Raw genomic sequence first — 20,564 nt, 5'->3', positions numbered from 1 at the left:
CGGACAAACGTCACCCAATAAGCCCCGTGCAGGTAGACCCGGCGGGCAGCCGCGCCGGATCCGGAAATTCGGCCGCTCCCCCGCCCGGAGGAGGCGGCCCCGATCCGGTAGACCGCAATGGGCGACGAACGTTTCTTCCCCAAGATTTCCCCCCTCACAGCGGAATGTTCCCGTGCTTTTTCGGCGGGCGGCTTTCCCGCTTTGTCCGCAGCATTTCCAGTCCTTCCTTCAGCTTTTTGCGGGTTTCCCGGGGATCGATCACATCGTCCACCATCCCCCGGGAAGCGGCCACGTACGGATTGGCGAACTGGCGACGGTACTCCTCGATTTTCTCCCGCCGGGTGCGTTCCGGGTCGTCGCTGGCCGCGATTTCCTTGCTGAAGATGATGTTGGCCGCCCCTTCCGGTCCCATCACCGCCACCTCGGCGCTCGGCCAGGCGTATACCAGGTCGGCTCCGATCGCCTTGCTGTTGAGGGCCACATAGGCGCCGCCGTAGGCTTTCCGGAGAATGACCGTGATCTTGGGCACCGTCGCTTCGGAGTAGGCGTAAAGGATTTTCGCCCCGTGGCGGATGATGCCCCGGTGTTCCTGGTTCACCCCCGGGAAAAACCCGGTCACATCCACAAAGGTGATGATCGGGATGTTGAAGCAATCGCAGAAACGGACAAACCGGCTCAATTTGTCCGAGGAGTCGATGTCCAATCCCCCGGCCATCACCTTCGGCTGGTTGGCCACGACCCCGACGCTGTATCCGTCGATCCGTCCGAAGCCGACGACGATGTTGCGGGCGAACCGCTCGTGCACCTCAAAGAAGCTGTCCTCGTCCAGGACCCGGTGAATCACCTCCCGGACATCGTACACCTTGGTCCCTTCCACCGGGACGACCTCCGCCAGTTCCTCGTTCCACCCGTCGTCTTCCTTGGCATACACCCGCGGCGGGTCCTCCATGTTGTTCTGGGGCAGATAACTTAAAAGTTTTCGCACCTGATCCAGCGCTTCCGGCTCCGACGGCGCGATGAAGTGGGCGTTTCCGCTCACCGACGAATGGATGCGGGCACCGCCCAGATCCTCGGCGGAAATCTTTTCTCCGGTGACGGTTTCGATCACCTTGGGCCCGGTGATGAACATCTGGCTGGTCTTCTCCACCATGAAAACGAAATCGGTGATCGCCGGGGAATAGACGGCCCCGCCGGCACAGGGACCCATGATGACCGAAATCTGCGGAATCACGCCCGAATAAATCGAATTGCGATAAAAGATGTGCCCGTATCCGTCCAGGGAAACGACGCCCTCCTGGATCCGCGCCCCGCCCGAATCATTCAACCCGATGACGGGGGCTCCGTTCTTGGCCGCCAAATCCATGATCCGGGCGATCTTCAGGGCGTGCATCTCCCCGAGCGCACCGCCGAAAACCGTAAAATCCTGGGCGAAGACATACACCGGGCGGCCGTGAATCTTTCCAAAGCCGGTCAGCACCCCTTCCCCGGGGGCTTCCACCTTGTCCATCCCGAAGTGGGTGGCCCGGTGTTCCACAAAGGGGTTCAGCTCGACAAAGGTTCCCTCGTCCAGGAGCAGATCCACCCGCTCCCGGGCGGTCAGTTTTCCCCGTTCATGCTGGGCGCGGATCTTTTCCTCCCCGCCGCCCATTTCCACTTTCCGGCGTCTTTCCGCCAATTCGTCAATCTTGCGATACATGGCTTCCCTCCGTCTGCTGCAAAGCTAGGATTCCGTCTTGTCCGGTTCGCACAATTCGTACAGCACGCCGCCCGTCGCCTTGGGATGCAGGAAGGCGATGCGGGCTCCGTGCGCTCCCTGTTTCGGGCGCTCGTGAATCAGGCGGATTCCCTTCTCCGAAAGCAAACGCAGCCGCTCCTCGATCCCGTCCACTTCCAGCGCGATGTGGTGGATCCCCTCTCCCCTCTTTTCCAGAAAAGAGGCGATGGGGCTGTCCGGACCGAGGGGCTCGAGCAGCTCGATCCGCGTTTCGCCGATCCGCAGAAACGCCACCTTCACCCCTTCGCTCGGAACCGTCTCCACCCCCTCCAGGGCGAGTCCCAAAACGTCCGTGTAAAGGGGCAGGGCCGCCTCCAGATCCCTCACCGCGATTCCGATGTGGCTGATCTTTTTGGGATCGACGGTCCGGCTCATCGGCTCCCCTTCCTTTCCGCCAACGCTTTGCGGATAAAATCCGCCGTCTCCTTGGTCGGGGTTCCCGGGGTGAACACCTTGGCGATCCCGTGTTTTTCCAGAAAGGGAATGTCCGATCGGGGAATCGTTCCCCCGCCGATCACCAGAATGTCCCCGGCCCCCTTTTCCCGGAGGAGGCGGGTCACCTCGGGAAAGAGCTCGTTGTGGGCGCCGGAAAGGCAGGACAGCCCGATCACGTCCACGTCCTCCTGGATGGCCGTGTTCACGATCTGTTCCGGAGACTGGCGCAGCCCCGTATAGATCACTTCCATCCCCTCATCCCGGAGAGCTTGGGCGATGACCAGGGCTCCCCGGTCATGGCCGTCCAACCCCGGCTTGGCCACCAGCACGCGAATGGGTCGATTCATTCCTCGTCACCTCGATCTCTCATCTCGCCCGGCCGTCACGGGCAGGAACGTCTTCCGCGCAATTTGAAACCGGATCAACGACGGGATTACACCGGTTGGTATTCGCCAAACACCTCGCGCAGGGCATGGCAGATTTCCCCCACGGTGGCATAGGCGCGCACCGCGTCGAGAATGTACGGCATCAGGTTGTCCGTCCCTTCCGCCGCCCGCTTCAGGGCCGCCAGAGATTCCTCCACTTTCCCGGCGTCACGGCGGCTGCGGAGATCCTTGAGCCGTTCGATCTGCCGCTTGGCCAGGGACGGATCCACCCGGAGCAGCTGGGGTTCGGGTTCCTCTTCCATACGGAAGCGGTTCACACCGACCACCACCTCTTCGCCCGATTCGATCCGGCGCTGGGTTTCCAGCGCCGCGCGGTGAATCTCCCGCTGCATGAACCCCTGTTCCACCGCGGCGACGGCGCCCCCCATCTCATCGATCTTTTCGATATATTTCACCGCTTCCTCCTCGATCTTGTCCGTGAGGGCTTCCACGTAGAAGGAGCCGCCCAGGGGATCCACGGTGTCCGCCACGCCGGTCTCGTAGGCGATGATCTGCTGGGTGCGCAGGGCGATGCGCGCGGACTCCTCCGTCGGCAGGGCCAGGGCCTCATCCCGGGCATTGGTGTGCAGACTCTGGGTTCCTCCCAGCACCGCGGCCAACGCCTGCAGGGCGACCCGGACGATGTTGTTGTCCGGCTGTTGGGCGGTCAGGGTGGAGCCGCCCGTCTGGGTGTGGAAGCGGAGCTGGAGCGAACGCGGATCCTTGGCGCCGAACCGCTCCTTCATGATCCGCGCCCACATGCGCCGGGCGGCCCGAAACTTGGCAATCTCTTCGAAGAAGTGGTTGTGGGCGTTGAAGAAAAAGGAGAGCCTCGGCGCGAACTCGTCCACGTCCAATCCCTTGTCCAGGGCCGCCTTCACGTAGGCGATTCCGTTGGCGAGGGTGAAGGCCACCTCCTGCACCGCCGTCGAGCCCGCTTCACGGATGTGATATCCGCTGATGCTGATCGTGTTCCACCGGGGAACCCGCTCGGCGCAGAAGGCGAAGATGTCGGTGATCAGGCGCATCGACGGTTTCGGGGGAAAGATATAGGTGCCCCGGGCGATGTATTCCTTCAGGATGTCGTTCTGGATCGTCCCCCGGAGTTTTTCCGGCGGAACGCCCTGTTTCTCGGCAACCGCGATGTACATCGCCAGCAGCACCGACGCCGGCGCGTTGATGGTCATCGATGTGCTCACCTGATCCAGGGGAATCCCTTCGAACAAACGCTCCATGTCTTCCAGGGAATCGATGGCCACGCCCACTTTGCCCACTTCCCCCGCCGCCATCGGATCGTCGGAATCGTATCCGATCTGCGTCGGAAGATCAAAGGCGACGGACAGGCCGGTCTGTCCCTGTTCCAACAAATAGCGAAACCGGCGGTTGGTCTCCTCCGCCGACCCGTACCCGGCGTACTGACGCATCGTCCAGTACCTCCCGCGGTACATCGTCGGCCGAATCCCCCGCGTATAGGGATACTCTCCGGGAAACCCGATTTTTTCGATCAATCGCTTTTCGTCCACAAGCCGTGTATACAGGCGCTCAACCTCTATTCCGGAAAGGGTGGTGAACCGTTCCTTTCGTTCCGGAAATTTGGCGAGAAGTTCCTCGGTCTTCTCCAGCCACTCCTGATACAGCCGCTCAAACGCTTTCTCCGCCACCCTCTCTTTCCCCCTTGAAGCCAATGATCTGTTTTGCACGCTCACTCTTTTTATGATATCAAAAAAACCTTCTCCCTAGGAGATCGATGAAAGGGGTTCCAATCCCCCGAAAAGGAAAGCCCTCCGCGCTGGATGAATGCCGGATCTTCGGACGCCTTGCCGCACCTCCCCCGGCCGGGACGCCGCACAAGGTTTCCCTCTTTGGTCATGGACATCCGGTGAGAAGTTGGATACAATAACACAGTGAGGTGAATCGCCTGGTGAAACCCCTGTGGATCAAACTGGTCGTCTATACCATCATCTTCGCGCTGGTGGTGACCACCGTCTTGACCGGGGTCGGACTCTTTTTCTGATGCCTCGTCTTCTTCGAACAAACATCTGACGCAAAGCGGGTGATTTCTTCAATGTACATGGTGATCATCCTGGTGCTGATGAGCATTCTGGCTGTGATCGGAACCCTCCACAACAAAAAGACGGGTAACCGCTTCGGCTTTTTCGTCGGAGGGCTGTTCAGCCTCGCCCTGATCGGCGTCACCGGACTGGCGCTGTACGACGCTTTCGTCGGTCTGCAGTAAATCATCCCACCCAAAAGGTCTCCCGCTCCGCCGGGAGCCTTTTTGCTTGGGGAAAGGCCCGGGGGCTCAAACGGTGGGAGACATCCGCGAGAGGAGATCCTCAGCTTGGACCGCCGTCACTGCATGATGGGCATTCGGCGGTCCGTTCTGCTGACCCCACGGGTCGCCATCGTCACCATCGTCGCCGCGGCGCCGAACCGCAATTTCGCGGAAATCGGCCCCGCCGCAGCCACCCTTGCCTTCCTCACCCCTTGTCCGATCGCCCCCTCATCCCGCGGGCCATGACCCTCTTACCCGGCACACTGCTGTCTTGAGCCCTTCGGCGGATACCCCGACGCAGCAAACATCTTGCGCCGTTTAAGAAGCGGCCTCCAGCCCTCCCTCCGCCCGGGACCTTGGACTTTCCCCGCCCATGAAGGATTGTCCGCGCCGTGGTGACCGACGGAGGCACTCAGCGGAATCATCTGAAACGGACCGTCGAAAAGCGGGCCGAGAAACAGCCGGAGGCACGCGGCAAGGGGGATCTGCGCCGCCAAGGAGCCGTCGGAAGCCCAGGACAACCGGGAAGGGCGGCGAACAAGGCCCGGTGAGCATCGGGCAGCCGGATGCGATGACACGGGGAGGGGACGCAAGCGGCCTCTGACCCCTCTTTCAACCCCGATTTTCCAACGTGAAAGGGATGAAGCGATGAAGAAAATCATGATCGTCGGCTCCGCCGGTTCCGGCAAGTCCACCCTCGCCCGCCGCCTGGGCCGGATGTTGGACATCGAAGTGATCCATCTCGATGTCCACTACTGGAAACCGGGATGGATCGAACCCTCCGAGGCGGAATGGCTCCGCCGGGTGGAAAGGCTCACCCGTCGGGACGCCTGGATCATGGACGGAAATTACACCAAAACCATCGACATCCGCCTGGCGGAGGCGGACACGGTGATTTTCCTCGATTTCCCCCGCCTCCTCTGCCTGTGGCGGGTGATCAAGCGGTGGTGGCGGAACCGGGGACGCTCCCGGCCGGATCTGCCTCCCGGTTGTCCCGAGAAGATCGACCTTCCCTTCTTGCGGTGGATCTGGCAATTTCCCCGGATCCGGAGGCCCCTGATCCAGGAAAAACTGAAACACGCGCGCGGCAAACGGATCATCGTGCTGAAAGGCCCCCGGGATGTTTCCCGCTTTTTGCGGGATTTGGAAAATCGGGCCGCCGGTTGACGGGCGCAACCGGCTCCGGCGATTCGCCGCCCGGCGGACCGCCTATGAGGGTCGGGACATGCAAACACAAAAAGGAGGAATTTCCTGTGCGCGTCGCCTTTATCGCCGACATCCACGGAAACGGAGTGGCGCTGGATGCCGTCCTGGAGGACATCGAGAAGCGAAAGGTCGACCGGATCGCGGTGCTGGGCGACATCGCCTTCCGCGGACCCGAACCGAAGCGGGTGCTGGAACGGGTGCAAAGCCTGACCGCCGACGTAATCAAGGGGAACGCCGACGAGTGGACGGTGCGGGGGGTGCGGCCCGGGGAGGTGCCGGAGGCGGCCAGGGCGATGATGAACCGGGAACGCGAGTGGACGGCCGCGCAGCTGGAGGAGAAAGATCTGCAATACCTGCGCCATCTTCCCGAAAGCCTTGAACTGGAGCTTTCGGAAACGATTCGGGTCCACGCTTTTCACGCCACGCCGGAGAGCCTGTTTGACGTGGTCCCTCCGGAAACGGATGCGGCGACGATGAAAGTGCGGATGATGAGTCGCGACGGCATCCGGCTGTTTGTCTGCGCCCACATCCATCTCCCCTATATCCGCTTCATTGACGGCCGCTGCATCGTCAACACCGGCAGCGTCGGCCTTCCCTTCGACGGCCTGCCGCAGGCCTCCTACGCCCTCGTGGAGGCGGAGGGGGACCGCTTCCGCGTGACCATCCAGCGGGTCCCCTACGATGTGGAAAAAGTGGTGAAGCAGTTCACAAACGGCGGCTACCCCAATCGCGATCTCCTCATCCGCGTCGTCCGGGAAGCGACAAGCCCTGCCGGGAGGTGAGTCACCGGCCGCCCAACCGCCTCTCCGCGAAAACGCGGAGAGGATTTTTTTGCGGCAAGTCCTGGGGGCTTCGGCACGGAGAGCCGTCCATTCGCGGTTTCGTTTCAGATGTCATGGGGCACCAGGGAACAATCCGTTTTCGAAAGAAAAGCGGACAACCGTCTTCTCTCCGCCGGGTCAGGAGCCTCCTATTGCGAAGATCCGACCGAATTCATATCCCGGTGCCCACACAACCGCCCCTCTACGATGAATGCACCCCTTCCACCGCTTCCCATCCGAACACCCGGCTGATGCCCTCCACCACCCGGTCCATCACCTCGTCCATGGACACTTTTTTCCCGAGGCGCTCCATCGAGGTGACGCCGTATTCCCGGATACCGCAGGGGACGATGAGATCGAAATAGCTGAGATCCGAACACACGTTCAGGGCGAATCCGTGGCTGGTGATGTAACCCCTTCTCCTTCGGCCGCGGTTGAACTTGACGCCGATGGCGGCCACCTTTTCGTCCCCGACCCAAACGCCGGTGTAGGGAGGCTTCCGCTCCCCTTCGATCCCGAAGGCGCGGAGCGCGATGATCAGGGATTCCTCCAGGTCGCGCAAATAGCAGTGGGCGTCGTTTCCCCGCTCTCCCAGATGAAAGAGCGGATAACCCACCAGCTGACCCGGACCGTGATAGGTGACGTCTCCGCCGCGGTCGATTTCCACCACATCGATCCCCCGCCGGGCATATTCTTCGGAGGAGAGCAGCAGATGTTCCGCATGGCTGCCCCTCCCCAGGGTGATCGTGTGGGGATGCTCCAGCAAGAGGAGCTGGTTGGAAGCATCCCCTTCGTCAATCCGGCGCACCCGCTCCTTTTGCATGTCCCAGGCTTTCCGGTACGGGACCGTCCCGAGTCGATACACCTCAAACATCTTTCATCCCCCCTAAGAGAAAACTCCGGGAGGGCAGAAAACGAACGCTCCCGGAGCAGGAGCCGGGTGACGGCCCGCTTTCCGCCACCGCAGGCTCAAACCCGACCTATATCTGCGTGTCCGGGCCGTAGGCCTCCACGCGCTCCTTCACGCGCTGAAGGAAGCGGCCCGCCATCAATCCGTCGAGAACCCGATGGTCCAAAGACAGGCACAGATTCACCATATCCCGGATGGCGATCATCGAATCCTTGATCACCGGACGCTTCACGATCGACTCCACCGAGAGGATCGCCGCCTGCGGATGATTGATGATCGGCTGGGACAGGATCGATCCGAAGGAACCGGTGTTATTGACGGTAAAGGTTCCCCCCTGCATGTCCTCGAGGGTCAGCTTGCCCGCCCGGGTTTTCTCCGCCAGCCGGTGGACCGCTTTGGCCAGGCCGGCGATGCTCTTCTCGTCCGCGTCATGGATGACCGGCACGTATAGGGCGTCGTCCGTGGCGACGGCGATGGAAATGTTGATCCGTTTTTTGAGGATGATCCGGTCGCCCGCCCAGACGGAATTGAGGTAGGGGAATTCCTTGAGGGAATCCACCACCGCCTTGATGAAAAAGGGCAGATAGGTCAGGGAAATCCCTTCCCGCTCCTTGAACTCTTTTTTCAGCCGTTCGCGCAGTTGAACCAATCCCGTGACGTCCGCCTCCACCATCGTCCAGGCGTGGGGAGCCTCGTGCTTGCTGGTCACCATCCGCTGGGCGATGGTGCGGCGCACGCTGGTCACGGGAACTACCCGATCCCCCTCTTCCAGGGGGACGGAAAGCCCCTCCTTGGCCGGGAGTTCGGCGACGGGAACCCGAATCTCCGGAGCCGCCGGTTTCCCGGCCGGCGCGGCGGGCTTTTTCCCGATCCGTTCCGAATCGGCGGAAGGGGAAGCGCCTGCTTTTCCGCTTTCGATATACCGGAGGACATCCTTCCGGGTGATCCGCCCCCCTCTGCCCGTCCCCTCGATTTTCTCCAAATCGATCCCGTGTTCCTGGGCAAGCCGCAGCACCGCCGGCGAATACCGCCGCTTCATCGACTGGTCCCCTTGCCCGGCCGGGGCGGCAGCGGAGGATGCGGCGGAATCCTTCCCCTGATTCTCAGGTTGCGGGGAAGGCGTGCTGCCTTCCTCCTCAATCCGGCAGATCAGCTGGCCCACTTCGACGGTCGCTCCCTCCTCGGCGACGATCTCCAGAAGGGTTCCGCTGATCGTGGCCGGAACTTCCGCGTTCACCTTATCGGTGGCCACTTCGCACAAGGGTTCATATTTGGCGATCCGGTCGCCCGGTTTTTTCAGCCAACGGGTGATGGTTCCCTCCGTCACACTCTCTCCCAGTTGGGGCATCGTCACATCGGTGGCCATATTCTACCTCCTTTTTCCGAGAGTGGCACCGCTCCCCTTTCGCTTCCCGCGAGGCATGCATCAAAACTCCGCCAGCTCGCGAAGGGCCGCGGCCACCTTCTCCGGACTGAGCATGTACTCCTTTTCCAGCGGCGGGCTGTAGGGCATCGCCGGCACGTCCGGTCCGCACAGGCGACGAACGGGGGCATCCAGCTCAAAGAAGGCCTCTTCGGTGATGATGGCGGAGATTTCCCCGCCGACCCCTCCCGTCTTGTTGTCCTCATGGACGATGAGCACTTTCCCGGTCTTGGCCGCCGCCTCCAGAATCGCTTCCTTGTCGAGCGGACGAAGGGTCCGAAGATCCAGCACGTGGACGCTGATCCCCTCTTTTTCCAGCTCCTCCGCGGCCTTCAGGGCAAAATGCAGGGTGAGCCCGTAGGAGATGACCGTGACGTCCGTTCCTTCCCGCTTCACATCCGCCTTGCCGATGGGAATCGTGTAGTCCTCCTCCGGCACTTCGCCCTTGATCAGCCGGTAACAGCGCTTGTGCTCGAAGAAGAGGACCGGATCCTCATCCCGGATGGCCGACTTCAACAACCCCTTCACGTCATAGGGGGTGGAAGGCGCGACAATCTTCAATCCCGGCACGCTCATGAAAAGGGACTCGACGCTCTGGGAGTGGTACAGGGCGCCGTGAACGCCGCCGCCGTAGGGGGCGCGGATGACGAGAGGACAATGCCAGTCGTTGTTGGACCGGTAGCGCAGCCGGGCCGCTTCACTGACGATCTGGTTCATCGCCGGCATGATGAAATCGGCAAACTGGATTTCCGCCACCGGGCGGAGTCCGTAGGCCGCGGCACCGATGGACACCCCGACGATGGCCGATTCGGTCAAGGGAGTGTCCAACACCCGATCCTCGCCGAATTCCTCGATCAGACCGCTGGTGGCGCGAAACACCCCTCCCCGCACTCCCACGTCCTCACCGAGGACAAACACCCGCCGATCGCGGCGCATTTCTTCGCGAAGGGCCTGTGTCACCGCATCGATGTAGGAAATCACGGGCATCTTTCTCTCCTCCTATTCCGCATAAACATGCTTGTACAGATCTTCCGGCTCGGGATACGGGGCGGCTTCGGCGTATTCCGTCGCTTCGTCCACCTCGCGGACGATGCGCTCGGTGAGCTCCCTTTCCTTCTCTTCCGTCAAGATCCCCGCATCCACCAGGTAATTTCTGAACAGGAGGAGCGAATCGTTCTTCCGCGCCTCCTCCACTTCCTCCCGGCTGCGGTAGCTGCGGTCATCGTCATCGCTGGAATGGGGAACCAGCCGATAGGCGACCGCTTCGATCAGGGTCGGCCCTTCGCCCCTGCGGGCCCGTTCCACCGCCTTTTTTACCACCTCGTACACCTTCAGGGGATCGTTTCCGTCGACGCGGACTCCCGGAAATCCGTAACCTTCAGCCCGCTTGTACACTTTTCCTCCGGCCACCTGTTTCTTGAGCGGCACCGAAATGGCATATTTGTTGTTTTGCACCAGAAAAATGACGGGCAGATTGTGAACCCCGGCGAAGTTGCAGGCCTCGTGGAAATCGCCCTGGTTGCTGGAGCCTTCGCCGCAGCACGTCAGCACCACCAGATCCTTTCCCTCCAGCTTCGCCGCGTATCCGATCCCCACCGCGTGGGGCAGCTGGGTCGTCACGGGGCTGGACCCGGACAGGATGCGGAACCGGCTGTCGCCGAAATGACCCGGCATCTGCCTTCCCCCGCTGTTGGGATCCTCCGCCTTGGCAAAGGCGGAAAGCATCAGTTCCTTCGCCGTCTGGCCGAAAACCAGCACCATGCCCATGTCCCGGTAATAGGGGCACAGCCAATCCTTTTCCCGATCCAGGGCAAAGGCGGCGCCCACCTGAATCGCTTCCTGTCCCTGGCAGGAAATCACGAAGGGGATTTTCCCCGCCCGGTTCAACAGCCACATCCGTTCGTCAATCTTCCGCGCCAGGAGCATGTACCGGTACATGTCCAACACTTGCTCATCGCTCAAACCCAGGGAATGATGACGCGCTTCACCCATTGGGGGGTCCCTCCTTTTCACTGCGCCTTGATCAACCCGCGTGGATCGCCTCTCCCTCCACCGCCAGCGCCGCCTCCCCGAAGACCTCGGACAAGGTCGGATGGGGATGGATGGTGTGGCTGATCTCCCACGGTGTGGCATCCAGCAGCTTGGCCAATCCCGCTTCGGAAATCAGATCGGTGGCATGGGGGCCGATGATGTGGACGCCGAGCAGGTCTTCCGTTTTCTTGTCCGCAATGATTTTGATGAAACCGTCCGTTTCGCCGAACACCAGGGATTTGCCCGTCGCCCGGAAGGGGAATTTGCCGATCTTCACCGAGTACCCCTGCCGCTTCGCCTCCTCCTCGGTGAGGCCGATGCTCCCGATCTCGGGGCGGCTGTAGGTGCAGCGCGGGATCAGCAGGGGATTGAGGGGGCTCGGGTTTCTGCCGGCCATGTGCTCCACCGCCACCAATCCCTCGTGGGAGGCGACATGGGCCAGCTGATACCCTCCGACCACGTCTCCGATGGCGTAAATGTGGGATTCCGCCGTCTGCATCATTTCATTTACCCGGATAAAGCCGTTTTCCACCTTGACCGACGTGTTTTCGAGGCCGATGCCCTCCACATTGGCCTGCCGGCCGACGGAGACCAGCACCCGTTCCGCCTCAAGTTCCACCGTCTCGTTTCCCTTTTCCGCCTTCAGCGTGACCCCATTTCCTTCGATCCGAACGCTTTCCGGCAACACTCTGGCTTTCGTCAAAATTTTCACCTTTCGCTTTTTGAGAAGGCGGGTCATCTCCCTGGAGACGTCCGGATCCTCAAAGGGCAGGATCCGATCGGCAAATTCGACCACCGTCACGTCCACGCCGAAATCGTTCAGCATGGAGGCCCACTCGATTCCGATCACCCCGCCGCCGACGATGATGATCGAACGGGGAAGTTCCTCCATCTGAAGCGCGTGATCGGAATTCATCACATAGCGCCCGTCCACCTCCAGGCCGGGCAGGCTGCGCGGGCGGGAACCCGTGGCGATCAAAAGGTACCGGGGAACGAGCATTTCCGCCTCTCCCCCCTCCTTTTTCTCCACGGAAACCGTCCCCGCCTGGGGCGAAAAAATCGACGGTCCGAGGATGCGCCCCGTGCCCTCCACGACGGTGACGCCGTTCTTTTTGAGCAGATGCCGGACGCCCCGGTGCAGCTGCTCCACCACCTTTTCCTTGCGCTTCTGAACCCGGCTGAAGTCGACGCGAACCCCTTCCGCCGTGATTCCGTAATCCTCGCCGTGCTTCATCTCGTGGTAGACTTCCGCGCTGCGGAGGAGCGACTTTGTGGGGATGCATCCCTTGTGCAGACAGACGCCCCCCACCTTCTCCTTCTCCACCACGGCCACCTTCATGCCCAGTTGAGCCGCCCGAATGGCGGCCACATAACCGCCCGGACCCGCACCCAAAACCACCAGATCGTATTGCTCAGCCATGGATTCCCTCGACTCCCTTCTCGTATTCCGCCGGCGTGTCTTCCCGTCCGACGCCAGGGGCCCTTCGGACGGACCCGCAGGATCACCCATCCGGGAAACCCGCCTTTCCTCCGTAAAACATTTTACCGCAAGGGGGGCTGCCGGGGAGGATGACGGCATCCGCATGTTCCGTCAGGACCGCCGCGCAGCTGAAAATCCCAGGGGTCCGCCGCGGCAATTCCTCTCCTTCGGAGGTCCCGAAAGTGTCGCCGGTCATGTCCATCCTTTCGCCGTCCAAACGCACCCGTCCAAAAAATCCGAAGGCTAAAGGCCGCCTTCAAGGCCAAAACAGGCAAAGACGCCGGGATCCCGTCCATCCGTCCCGACGGACCCGGGCGGCGGATTTTCCCGCAAAGAACGACGGCTCCGTCGTTTCCGTCCCGCAAGTTGCGAAAAAGGCGGCAGGAACCGCAAAAGGACGAGGCGGAAACCCCACCTTCGCCTTCCCGTCCCCGCAAAGGCGGCAAGTTCATCCCCTTTTGATCGCAGATGGGACCCTGCTCCTCCGCACGCGCGGTTCCCGCCGGGGGCGGAAGCGGACGACCGGCAAATCGCCAACGACTTCGAGCGTCCGGGAAGCTTGGCCCGCCAAGGAGAAACGGGCTCGCAACGTTTTCGCCTTCGGTCTTTTTCGGCGGGCGGGGGAGCGGTCAACCGACCGCAGCACATGCGTCCGGTCCGCAAAACCCGCCCCGCAGGGCCGCCGTCCCGATGGATCCCTCGCGCCCCTTCGCTGCCAAAGGCCGGCGAGCCCTTCAGACCATATTCAATACATGGCGTTCATTTTGCAAAAACGTGCTCCGGGAACGGGCCATGGATTGAATCCTTTCCTCCGCCATCCGATCCGCCGCTTTGTATGAAGGAATCCCGTCCCGTTTGGCGATTTCAAAAACCTTCAGGACATTGTCGTAGATGGTTTCCACCTTTTTCATCGCCCGTTCGCGATTGTACCCGAGCAATTCGTCGGCGACGTTGATCAGCCCGCCGGCGTTGATCACGTAATCCGGCACGTAGATGATGCCCAATTCCTCCAGCCGGTCTCCATGGCGCTCTTCCTTCAGCTGATTGTTGGCCGAACCGGCCACCACCCGGCACTTGAGGCGGGGGAGGGTTTCGTCATTGATGATGGCCCCCAGGGCGCACGGAGAAAAGATGTCGCACTCCACATCGTAAATCTTGTCGGGATCCACCGATTCGGCGCCGAAATCGCGCACGGCCCGCTCCACGTTTTCCCGGACGATGTCCGTCACGATGAGGCGGGCGCCCTCCTCATGCAGGTGCTTGCAAAGATGGTAGGCCACACTGCCCACGCCCTGGACCGCCACGGTCCTTCCTTCCAGGGAATCGCTGCCGAAGGCGATCTTCGCGGCGGCTTTCATTCCCCGATAGACGCCGTAGGCGGTGACGGGAGAGGGATTCCCGCTGGATCCGAACGCCGGGGAAACGCCGGTCACATACCGGGTCTCCTGATGGATGATGTCCATATCCTCCTCCGTCGTCCCCACGTCCTCCGCCGTGATGTAACGCCCGTTCAATCCCTGAATGAAGCGGCCGAGGGCGCGGAACATCGCCTCGTTCTTGTCCTTCCGGGGATCCCCGATGATGACCGTCTTTCCTCCCCCCAGATTCAGGCCGGCGGCCGCCGCCTTGTAGGTCATGCCCCGCGCCAGCCGGAGGGCGTCGATGATCGCTTCTTCCTCCGAAGCGTAGTTCCACATGCGCACTCCGCCCAGGGCGGGACCCAGGGTGGTGTCGTGAATGGCGATGATCGCCTTTAAACCGGAATTTTTGTCCTGACACAAGAGCAATTGTTCATAATCATACCTCTCCATATAGTCGAACCATTTCATTTGCAACCCTCCTCAAAGGCTTGACAGAAGCGGCCGTGGAGGCGCCGCGTCCGAAAGCGCTTCCATCATTCCATCAATTGCCACTTTTAGTTTTGGCGAAAGAATGGGCCTCCATGCAAGGGAAGCAATATCCGTGCCAACCTCCTCCGCTTCTCCCGATTCCCCTTGTTCCCCCTGAAAAAACGCTGTGGCATGAAATGAAAGACAGGGACTCTCTGCAATAAATTGCAGAAAGTCTGCGGATTATTTCCTGCAATTTTTTGCAGACTCCTCACCCGATTCCGTAGCGTTCCAATTTGTAATACAAGTTGCGCACGGATATTCCCAACCGGCGGGCCGTTTCCGTCTTGTTCCCGCGGCAGGCCCGGTACACCCTTTCGATGTGCTCCCGTTCCGCCCGGGCCAGCACCTCCTGCAGACTCTCCGTGTCTCCGCCGGGTTTTTCGGGGACGTCGGAACCGGACCGGCTGATCGCCGCGCCGTGGAGCGGAGGGAGATGCTCCCTTTTCATCCGCCGCTCGCTGAAATTCATGTTGATCATCGCACGGCCCAACACGTTTTCCAGCTCCCGCACGTTCCCCGGCCAATCGTAATCCATCAGCGCCTGAACCGCCTCTTCGTCGATCTCCTCCACGTTACGCCCGTATTCCTGATTAAATTTTTTGATCAGGTGGTTGGCCAAAAGGGGCAGATCCTCCTTGCGAAAGCGCAGGGGCGGGATGGAGATCGGAAGCACGTTGAGCCGGTAATAGAGATCCTCCCGGAACCGCTTTTCCTGGATCGCCTTCTCCAGATGTACGTTGGTGGCGGCGATCACCCGCACATCCACGGGAATCGGGCGGGTTCCCCCCACACGGATCACTTCCTTCTCCTGCAGCACCCGGAGGAGCTTCGCCTGGATGTTGGGAGCCAGCTCGCCGATCTCATCGAGGAAGATCGTTCCTCCGCTCGCCTCCTCGAAAAGTCCCTTTTTTCCTCCGGGGCGGGCCCCAGTAAAGGCACCCTCCTCATATCCGAACAGCTCGCTTTCCAGCAGGGACTCCGAGATGGCGGCGCAGTTGACCCGAACGAACTGGTGGTACTTCCGATCGCTGTCATTGTGGATGGCGTGGGCAAACAGCTCCTTCCCGGTTCCGGATTCCCCCCGCAGCAGAACCGTCGCCCGGGTGCGGGCGGCCTGCCGGGCCTGGTCGATGGCCATGCGCATCCCTTCGCTCTCGCCGATGATGTCATCGAAGGTGTATTTGGCCTCCAGGGTGCGGATGATCCGGCGGGCCCGTTCCAGCTCCCGGTTGAGCCGTTTGATCTCCGACATGTCGTGAATGATGCCGACGCTCCCCTTCAGCTCCCCGTCCACAATGATGGGCGCCACGTTGACCACCACGTCCTTCCGGTTGGGACCCACCTTCATCGGAACGCCCCGAACCGGTTTCCGGGTCTTCAGCACCTTCATGTGCATGCTTTCCCCTTCCGAGATGTCGGCATCGGCGGGTTTTCCGATCACCTCCTCGGGCGGCAGCCCCGTCAACCGGGTGTAGGCGGGATTGATCAGGATGCCGATGCCCCTTGCGTCCACCACGGAAATCGCCTCGTCCGAGGAGTCGATGATCGCCTGGAGCAGACTTTTCATCGACTCCAGATCCGTCACCTGCTTGGTCAGCGCGAGCACTTCGGTGATGTCCCGGAAAACGGCCACCACGCCGATCACCCGGCCGTTCCGGTCCTTCACCGGCACCCGGTTGGTCACGATCTTGACCCCGTTGGGCAGTTCCTGCTGTCGATTCAGTTCGGCGCGCCCGGTCCTGAGCACCCGGTCCAATCCGGTTCCCGGAACGGCCTGGGTCACCGGCTTGCCGATCACATCCTGCGCCTTCATGCCCATCAGCCGTTCGGCGGAACGGTTGAACAGGGTGATTTCCCCCTTGGCGTTGACGGCGATCATCCCGTCATGGGTGGAGTCGATTATGGTGTGCAGCTCCCCCTGACGCATCCGCCACGCTTCAACCCATTTCTCCTTTTCCTCGATGAGCTTCACCATCACCCGGCTGACCGCCCCGCTGATCAAAAGGGGTTTTTGGCCGTCGCGGGGAAGCCGGGAAAGGTCCGGCCACTCCGACAACTGGATGATGACGTCGGGGATGAGCGTCAGAAAGGGTTCCGGATCCGTTCCGACGGGAATTCCCCGCTTCCTCGCCTCGGCGAAGGCGGGGGCCTCGGGATCGCGGTCCACCACACCGATCACCTTCACCCGATCCATTTGATCCAGGGCCCGGAGCAGGGCGGCTCCTCCCCGGTCCCCGCCGATGATCAGAAAGCGCTCCATATCCGATTCCCCCCTTTCGCCGGATTCCTCCTCAGGGTGCATCCGGTACCATCTTACCATAACGGCAACAACATGGCGGATGTCGGGAAAATAAGGTACCATTTAGAGAGGAATTCCGAAAAGGCGGGTGAAACCATGGTTTTTCAGCGAGTGATCGCCATTCTGATCCTTTGCATCCCCGGGGCCCTCGGAGTCTACGGCTGGACCTGGATGCGGAACGTGTTTTTCGATTACATGGCCGGAAAGGGCTTTGACTGGCTTTCCTTCCTCGGCGGGCTCACCCTCTTTCTGCTCGGACTGGCCTTTCTCGGCGGATTCATTTACCACCGGGACGCCAAGCGGAACAAGATTCAGCCGAAACTCCGGAGAAAGAAGGAATGAGCGCGGCGCACGCCCTGGGCACACCTCCAACCCCTCTCTCATATGCTATCGGTAAATCGCGTGAAAAGAAGGGGTTATCATGGATTATCCAGGCGACAGACATGCGGAAGCGATCAAGCGGGCCGTCCGCTCCTTTGCCCGCCGCGGACGGGCCCTGCTGGATGGCCTCGACGCGGGAAACGCGGAGGTCGAACGGATGTTGCACCGCTTGAAATCCCTGGAAAAGAGGAGCCTTCAAATCGGGGATCATCCCATCCCGCTCTATGATCTGATGAAAAAAGCCTGGAACAGCCATCACCGGCTTCAGCGCATCCTGGGGGACATCCCGGCTTCCCCCGCCGCCGGCATCCTCGGCACGGAAGAGTTGCCGGGGGAATTCTCCGGAGCGGAGCCGAAGGATTCCCGTGCAGAAGAACGGCTTCTCTTCAATCCCGTGCCGATCGGCCGGCACACGCTGCCTCCCCTTCCCTACCCCTACGACGCCCTTGAACCTCACATCGACGAAAAAACGATGCGCCTTCATCACGACAAGCATCACAAAAGCTATGTGGACGGCCTCAACCGGGCGGAACGGATGATGTACCAGGCGCGCAGGACGGGAAATTTCGAGCTGATCAAACACTGGGAGCGGGAAGCGGCCTTCAACGGCGCGGGTCACTACTTGCACACCCTGTTCTGGGAAACCATGAGTCCCGATGGAGGGGGAGAGCCCTCCGGCGACCTCAGGAAACAGATCATCCGGGACTTCGGCAGTTTCCACGCCTTCAAACAGCATTTTTCCAAGGCGGCCGAAGCGGTGGAGGGATCCGGCTGGGCCCTTCTGGTCTGGTCCCCCCGCTCTCAACGGCTGCAAATTCTGCAGGCGGAAAAACACCAAAACCTGTCCCAGTGGGATGTGGTTCCCCTGCTTCCCCTGGATGTATGGGAACACGCTTACTATCTGAAGTATCAGAACAACCGGAAGGCGTACATCGACGCCTGGTGGAACGTGGTCAACTGGCCCGCCGTCAACCGCCGCTATCTGAAGGCCCGTCGGTTGAGGTGGAAGCCCTTTTAATGATTAAAGAAAAAACGCCCCCTTCGGGGGTTTTTCACTGCTTTCCTACTGCCTTCCCAGCCGGTCCAGATATCCAAGAAAGCGGCTTTTTTCAATCCTTTTCGTGATGGAATGGCGCTCCGCGTAATAATGACCGAGCATCAGCAAAGCGAGCAAGGGGAGGATGGCCTGGAAGGAAAGGACGTTCAGGGACCAAAGGGCCAGGTGAACGCCGAGCAGATTGGAACCGCTGTCCCCCAACATCACCTTGGCCGCCAGATCCTCCTTGAGCAGGGCGAGGGCCAACCCCCACAGGGGGACAAATAGGAGTGACTCCGCCCGGTCGAGGGAGAAAGCCAGCAGAAGGGTTCCGCCGGCCAAATAAAACTTGAGGCACCGCCCCGGCCTGAGATCCAGCAAATTGAGCCAGTTGGTCATCAGGGCGATATACAGCGCATCGACCAGCCATTCCACAAAGTCCCGGGCGAAGGCCGCGGCGCAAAGGGCGGCCACCATTCCTCCTCCCAGCGCCTTCAAGCCCCCGGTGGTCAGGTTCCGCTCCCTCACCAGAGAAAGCAGGTGACCGCGAAATCCCTTGGGCCGGGTGTCGCCAAGGGTGTCATCCAGCCATCCCAAAAAGGCGACGGTTCCGGTCGCAAACAGCACCGCAAAAAACAGCGAATCGGAGACCAAGGGGAGAAAAAACCTGGGAATTCCGACCGCCACCAGCACCGCAAACACGTGAAGAAGGGCCATCACCCCGCCGAAGCTGGTGGGGATCACTTCGTTGCGAAAATTGGGCGCCATCACTTTCTTGGAGGAGAGAAAAGCGCCGCCTGCGGCCGTCCCCCAACGGCCGACGGCCACGGAAAAAAGAGCCGCTCCCAGCACCCACAGCGCCATCATCATACCGGTTGCCTCCAGAGGCGGAGCAAGGTGTGCAGGATGGCGACAAACTGCTTTCCCCGGTGCCAAAATCCCCGAAGATCGCGACCGGTTTCGCGGTGGCGCATCGGAAGGGGCACCTCCTTGACCCGAAAGCCCGCCCGGAGCGCCTGTACGGTCAAACCCAGCTCAATGCCGAACCCGGAGGGAAAATACGTAAGGCGCGAGATCACTTTGCGACTCACCGCCCTCTGGCCCGACAGGGTGGCCTGGAGCGTCTTTCCGGTCAACAGCCGCACGCCCGACCGGGCCAATCCCTTGACCAATCCGAACCCCCCCTTGCGCAAAGGAGCGGGAAAACGGGCGATGGTCATGTCCGCCTCCCCCTTCAGAATCGGTTCCAAAAGCGGCGCGGACAGCCTGGCGTGTTCCTTCAGATCGGCGTCCAAAAACAACAGGATCTCGCCCTTGGCATACCGGATTCCTTCGGCCAAAGCGGCACCCTTGCCCCGGTGCTTGGCGAGACGGATCACCTGGTCGGCATAACGGCCGGCAATGGCAGCCGTTTGATCCCGGCTTCCATCGTCCACGACAATCACTTCATCGCATCCGAGGCGCCTTACCGCCCGCAGGGTGCCCCCGATCCGCTCCTCTTCGTTGTAGGCAGGAATGATCACGCTAACCGCCGGTTTGGATTTCATGGACAGGCTCCTCTTTTCCGATCATCGACTTGTTGAGCATTCGGATCAGTTCCAGGGCATCCAGGGAATGATCATCGATTTTTCCGTCGAAGGAATGGACGGGGATTTCCCCCGATGAAACGTTTTGATTCTTGCCCACCCGGACAATGACGGGCATGGACAAACCTTCTCCCATCCGCTTCATCAAACCGGTTTTCCAGTCATCGGAATATCCCTCCAACAGCAGGACGGCGTCCGCCTCTCCCGGCAATCCGGCCAAATCGGACGCCCGGGAAACGCTGCCCCCCGCCCAGCGGATGATTTCGGACAGGGATTCGGCCGCTTTGCGATCCCCTCCCAGGAGGAGGATGCGCCGCCCCGTCAGCTGATCCTTCACCGCGGCCTTCAACAGCTCCCGGTTTTGTCTCCTTCCTTCCATAAGCTCCGATTGAAGAAGCGCGATGCGCTTCTCCAGCTGCCGGCTGCGGTCTCGCACCTCTTCGTACCGTTTTTCCAGGCGTTCCACGAGGGCCTGCTGCCGCTCGCTCAACCATTGCTGCCCCAGGGAACCTCCGACCAGGATGCCGATCCCCAGGGCAAAAAAAATGGCGACGATGGTGCTGAGATGATACCGAGTCGTGAGCATGGAA

At 61.2% G+C, this 20,564-nt stretch carries 21 protein-coding genes; 7 read left to right on the top strand and 14 right to left on the bottom strand.

What is annotated here, in order from left to right:
• Positions 1-154: 154 nt before the first annotated feature.
• From BM063_RS03125 to BM063_RS03115, 4 genes are all read right to left on the bottom strand, one after another.
• Entirely contained in the window at positions 155-1,696 is a 1,542-nt protein-coding gene (locus BM063_RS03125; protein WP_092035870.1) for an acyl-CoA carboxylase subunit beta, read from the bottom strand.
• A 24-nt stretch (positions 1,697-1,720) separates the two neighbouring features.
• On the bottom strand, positions 1,721-2,149 hold the full coding sequence (gene mce / locus BM063_RS17540; RefSeq protein WP_177198952.1) for a methylmalonyl-CoA epimerase: 429 nt from the start codon (positions 2,147-2,149) through the stop codon (positions 1,721-1,723).
• Positions 2,146-2,556, bottom strand: coding sequence for a cobalamin B12-binding domain-containing protein (locus BM063_RS17535; protein WP_177198951.1), 411 nt, complete (start codon positions 2,554-2,556; stop codon positions 2,146-2,148). Before BM063_RS17535 ends, mce begins: the two co-directional genes overlap by 4 nt.
• Positions 2,557-2,642: 86 nt before the next feature.
• Positions 2,643-4,295: an acyl-CoA mutase large subunit family protein gene (locus tag BM063_RS03115; protein ID WP_092035869.1), complete on the bottom strand. Its 1,653-nt coding sequence runs from the start codon at positions 4,293-4,295 to the stop codon at positions 2,643-2,645.
• A gap of 260 nt (positions 4,296-4,555) precedes the next feature.
• Between BM063_RS03115 and prli42 the strand changes: the two genes are divergently transcribed.
• From prli42 to BM063_RS03105, 5 genes are all read left to right on the top strand, one after another.
• A complete protein-coding gene (prli42, locus tag BM063_RS17530; RefSeq protein ID WP_177198950.1) occupies positions 4,556-4,648 on the top strand; it encodes a stressosome-associated protein Prli42 in 93 nt (30 codons plus the stop codon).
• 51 nt (positions 4,649-4,699) lie between these two features.
• Positions 4,700-4,870, top strand: coding sequence for a hypothetical protein (locus BM063_RS17525; protein WP_177198949.1), 171 nt, complete (start codon positions 4,700-4,702; stop codon positions 4,868-4,870).
• A gap of 105 nt (positions 4,871-4,975) precedes the next feature.
• Positions 4,976-5,155, top strand: coding sequence for a hypothetical protein (locus tag BM063_RS17175; protein WP_143085216.1), 180 nt, complete (start codon positions 4,976-4,978; stop codon positions 5,153-5,155).
• 402 nt (positions 5,156-5,557) lie between these two features.
• Entirely contained in the window at positions 5,558-6,076 is a 519-nt protein-coding gene (locus tag BM063_RS03110; RefSeq protein WP_092035868.1) for a DNA topology modulation protein, read from the top strand.
• An 86-nt stretch (positions 6,077-6,162) separates the two neighbouring features.
• Positions 6,163-6,897 (top strand): metallophosphoesterase family protein, encoded by a 735-nt coding sequence (locus BM063_RS03105; protein ID WP_092035867.1) that lies wholly within the window; start codon positions 6,163-6,165, stop codon positions 6,895-6,897.
• 241 nt (positions 6,898-7,138) lie between these two features.
• Here the strand turns inward: BM063_RS03105 and lipB are convergent, their stop codons facing one another.
• The 7 genes from lipB to BM063_RS03065 all read right to left on the bottom strand — a co-directional run bounded on the left by lipB (position 7,139) and on the right by BM063_RS03065 (position 16,932).
• Entirely contained in the window at positions 7,139-7,810 is a 672-nt protein-coding gene (lipB, locus tag BM063_RS03100) for a lipoyl(octanoyl) transferase LipB (RefSeq protein WP_092035866.1), read from the bottom strand.
• A 106-nt stretch (positions 7,811-7,916) separates the two neighbouring features.
• A complete protein-coding gene (locus BM063_RS03095; RefSeq protein WP_092035865.1) occupies positions 7,917-9,212 on the bottom strand; it encodes a dihydrolipoamide acetyltransferase family protein in 1,296 nt (431 codons plus the stop codon).
• Positions 9,213-9,272: 60 nt separating this feature from the next.
• A complete protein-coding gene (locus BM063_RS03090) occupies positions 9,273-10,256 on the bottom strand; it encodes an alpha-ketoacid dehydrogenase subunit beta (RefSeq protein WP_092035864.1) in 984 nt (327 codons plus the stop codon).
• Positions 10,257-10,268: 12 nt separating this feature from the next.
• A complete protein-coding gene (locus BM063_RS03085) occupies positions 10,269-11,261 on the bottom strand; it encodes a thiamine pyrophosphate-dependent dehydrogenase E1 component subunit alpha (RefSeq protein ID WP_092035863.1) in 993 nt (330 codons plus the stop codon).
• 31 nt (positions 11,262-11,292) lie between these two features.
• Positions 11,293-12,720, bottom strand: a complete 1,428-nt coding sequence (gene lpdA, locus BM063_RS03080; RefSeq protein ID WP_092035862.1) for a dihydrolipoyl dehydrogenase — start codon at positions 12,718-12,720, stop codon at positions 11,293-11,295.
• Positions 12,721-13,514: 794 nt separating this feature from the next.
• Positions 13,515-14,609, bottom strand: a complete 1,095-nt coding sequence (locus BM063_RS03070) for a Leu/Phe/Val dehydrogenase (protein WP_092035860.1) — start codon at positions 14,607-14,609, stop codon at positions 13,515-13,517.
• Positions 14,610-14,880: 271 nt separating this feature from the next.
• The gene (locus BM063_RS03065; protein ID WP_092035993.1) at positions 14,881-16,932 is read right to left on the bottom strand and encodes a sigma-54 interaction domain-containing protein; all 2,052 of its coding nucleotides are present in this window, start codon (positions 16,930-16,932) and stop codon (positions 14,881-14,883) included.
• 135 nt (positions 16,933-17,067) lie between these two features.
• Here BM063_RS03065 and BM063_RS03060 point away from each other — a divergent pair, with 135 nt between their 5' ends.
• The gene (locus BM063_RS03060) at positions 17,068-17,313 is read left to right on the top strand and encodes a DUF2627 family protein (RefSeq protein WP_092035859.1); all 246 of its coding nucleotides are present in this window, start codon (positions 17,068-17,070) and stop codon (positions 17,311-17,313) included.
• 79 nt (positions 17,314-17,392) lie between these two features.
• Positions 17,393-18,370 (top strand): superoxide dismutase, encoded by a 978-nt coding sequence (locus BM063_RS03055; protein ID WP_092035858.1) that lies wholly within the window; start codon positions 17,393-17,395, stop codon positions 18,368-18,370.
• Between the two features lie 45 nt (positions 18,371-18,415).
• Here BM063_RS03055 and BM063_RS03050 read toward each other — a convergent pair whose 3' ends face one another.
• Genes BM063_RS03050 through BM063_RS03040 form a run of 3 tightly spaced genes read right to left on the bottom strand, consistent with a single transcriptional unit; the run spans position 18,416 to position 20,560 of the window.
• Positions 18,416-19,258 (bottom strand): hypothetical protein, encoded by an 843-nt coding sequence (locus tag BM063_RS03050; protein ID WP_092035857.1) that lies wholly within the window; start codon positions 19,256-19,258, stop codon positions 18,416-18,418.
• Positions 19,255-19,935 carry a glycosyltransferase family 2 protein gene (locus BM063_RS03045; RefSeq protein WP_092035856.1) on the bottom strand — a complete coding sequence of 227 codons (681 nt, stop codon included), beginning with the start codon at positions 19,933-19,935 and terminating at the stop codon, positions 19,255-19,257. The genes BM063_RS03050 and BM063_RS03045 overlap by 4 nt, the downstream gene beginning before the upstream one ends.
• Positions 19,913-20,560, bottom strand: coding sequence for a copper transporter (locus tag BM063_RS03040; RefSeq protein WP_092035855.1), 648 nt, complete (start codon positions 20,558-20,560; stop codon positions 19,913-19,915). Before BM063_RS03040 ends, BM063_RS03045 begins: the two co-directional genes overlap by 23 nt.
• Between the last annotated feature and the right edge of the window lie 4 nt (positions 20,561-20,564).

The sequence above is a fragment of the Planifilum fulgidum genome (assembly GCF_900113175.1).
GTDB lineage: Bacteria > Bacillota > Bacilli > Thermoactinomycetales > DSM-44946 > Planifilum > Planifilum fulgidum.
This window is presented reverse-complemented; position numbering and strand designations above follow the sequence as displayed.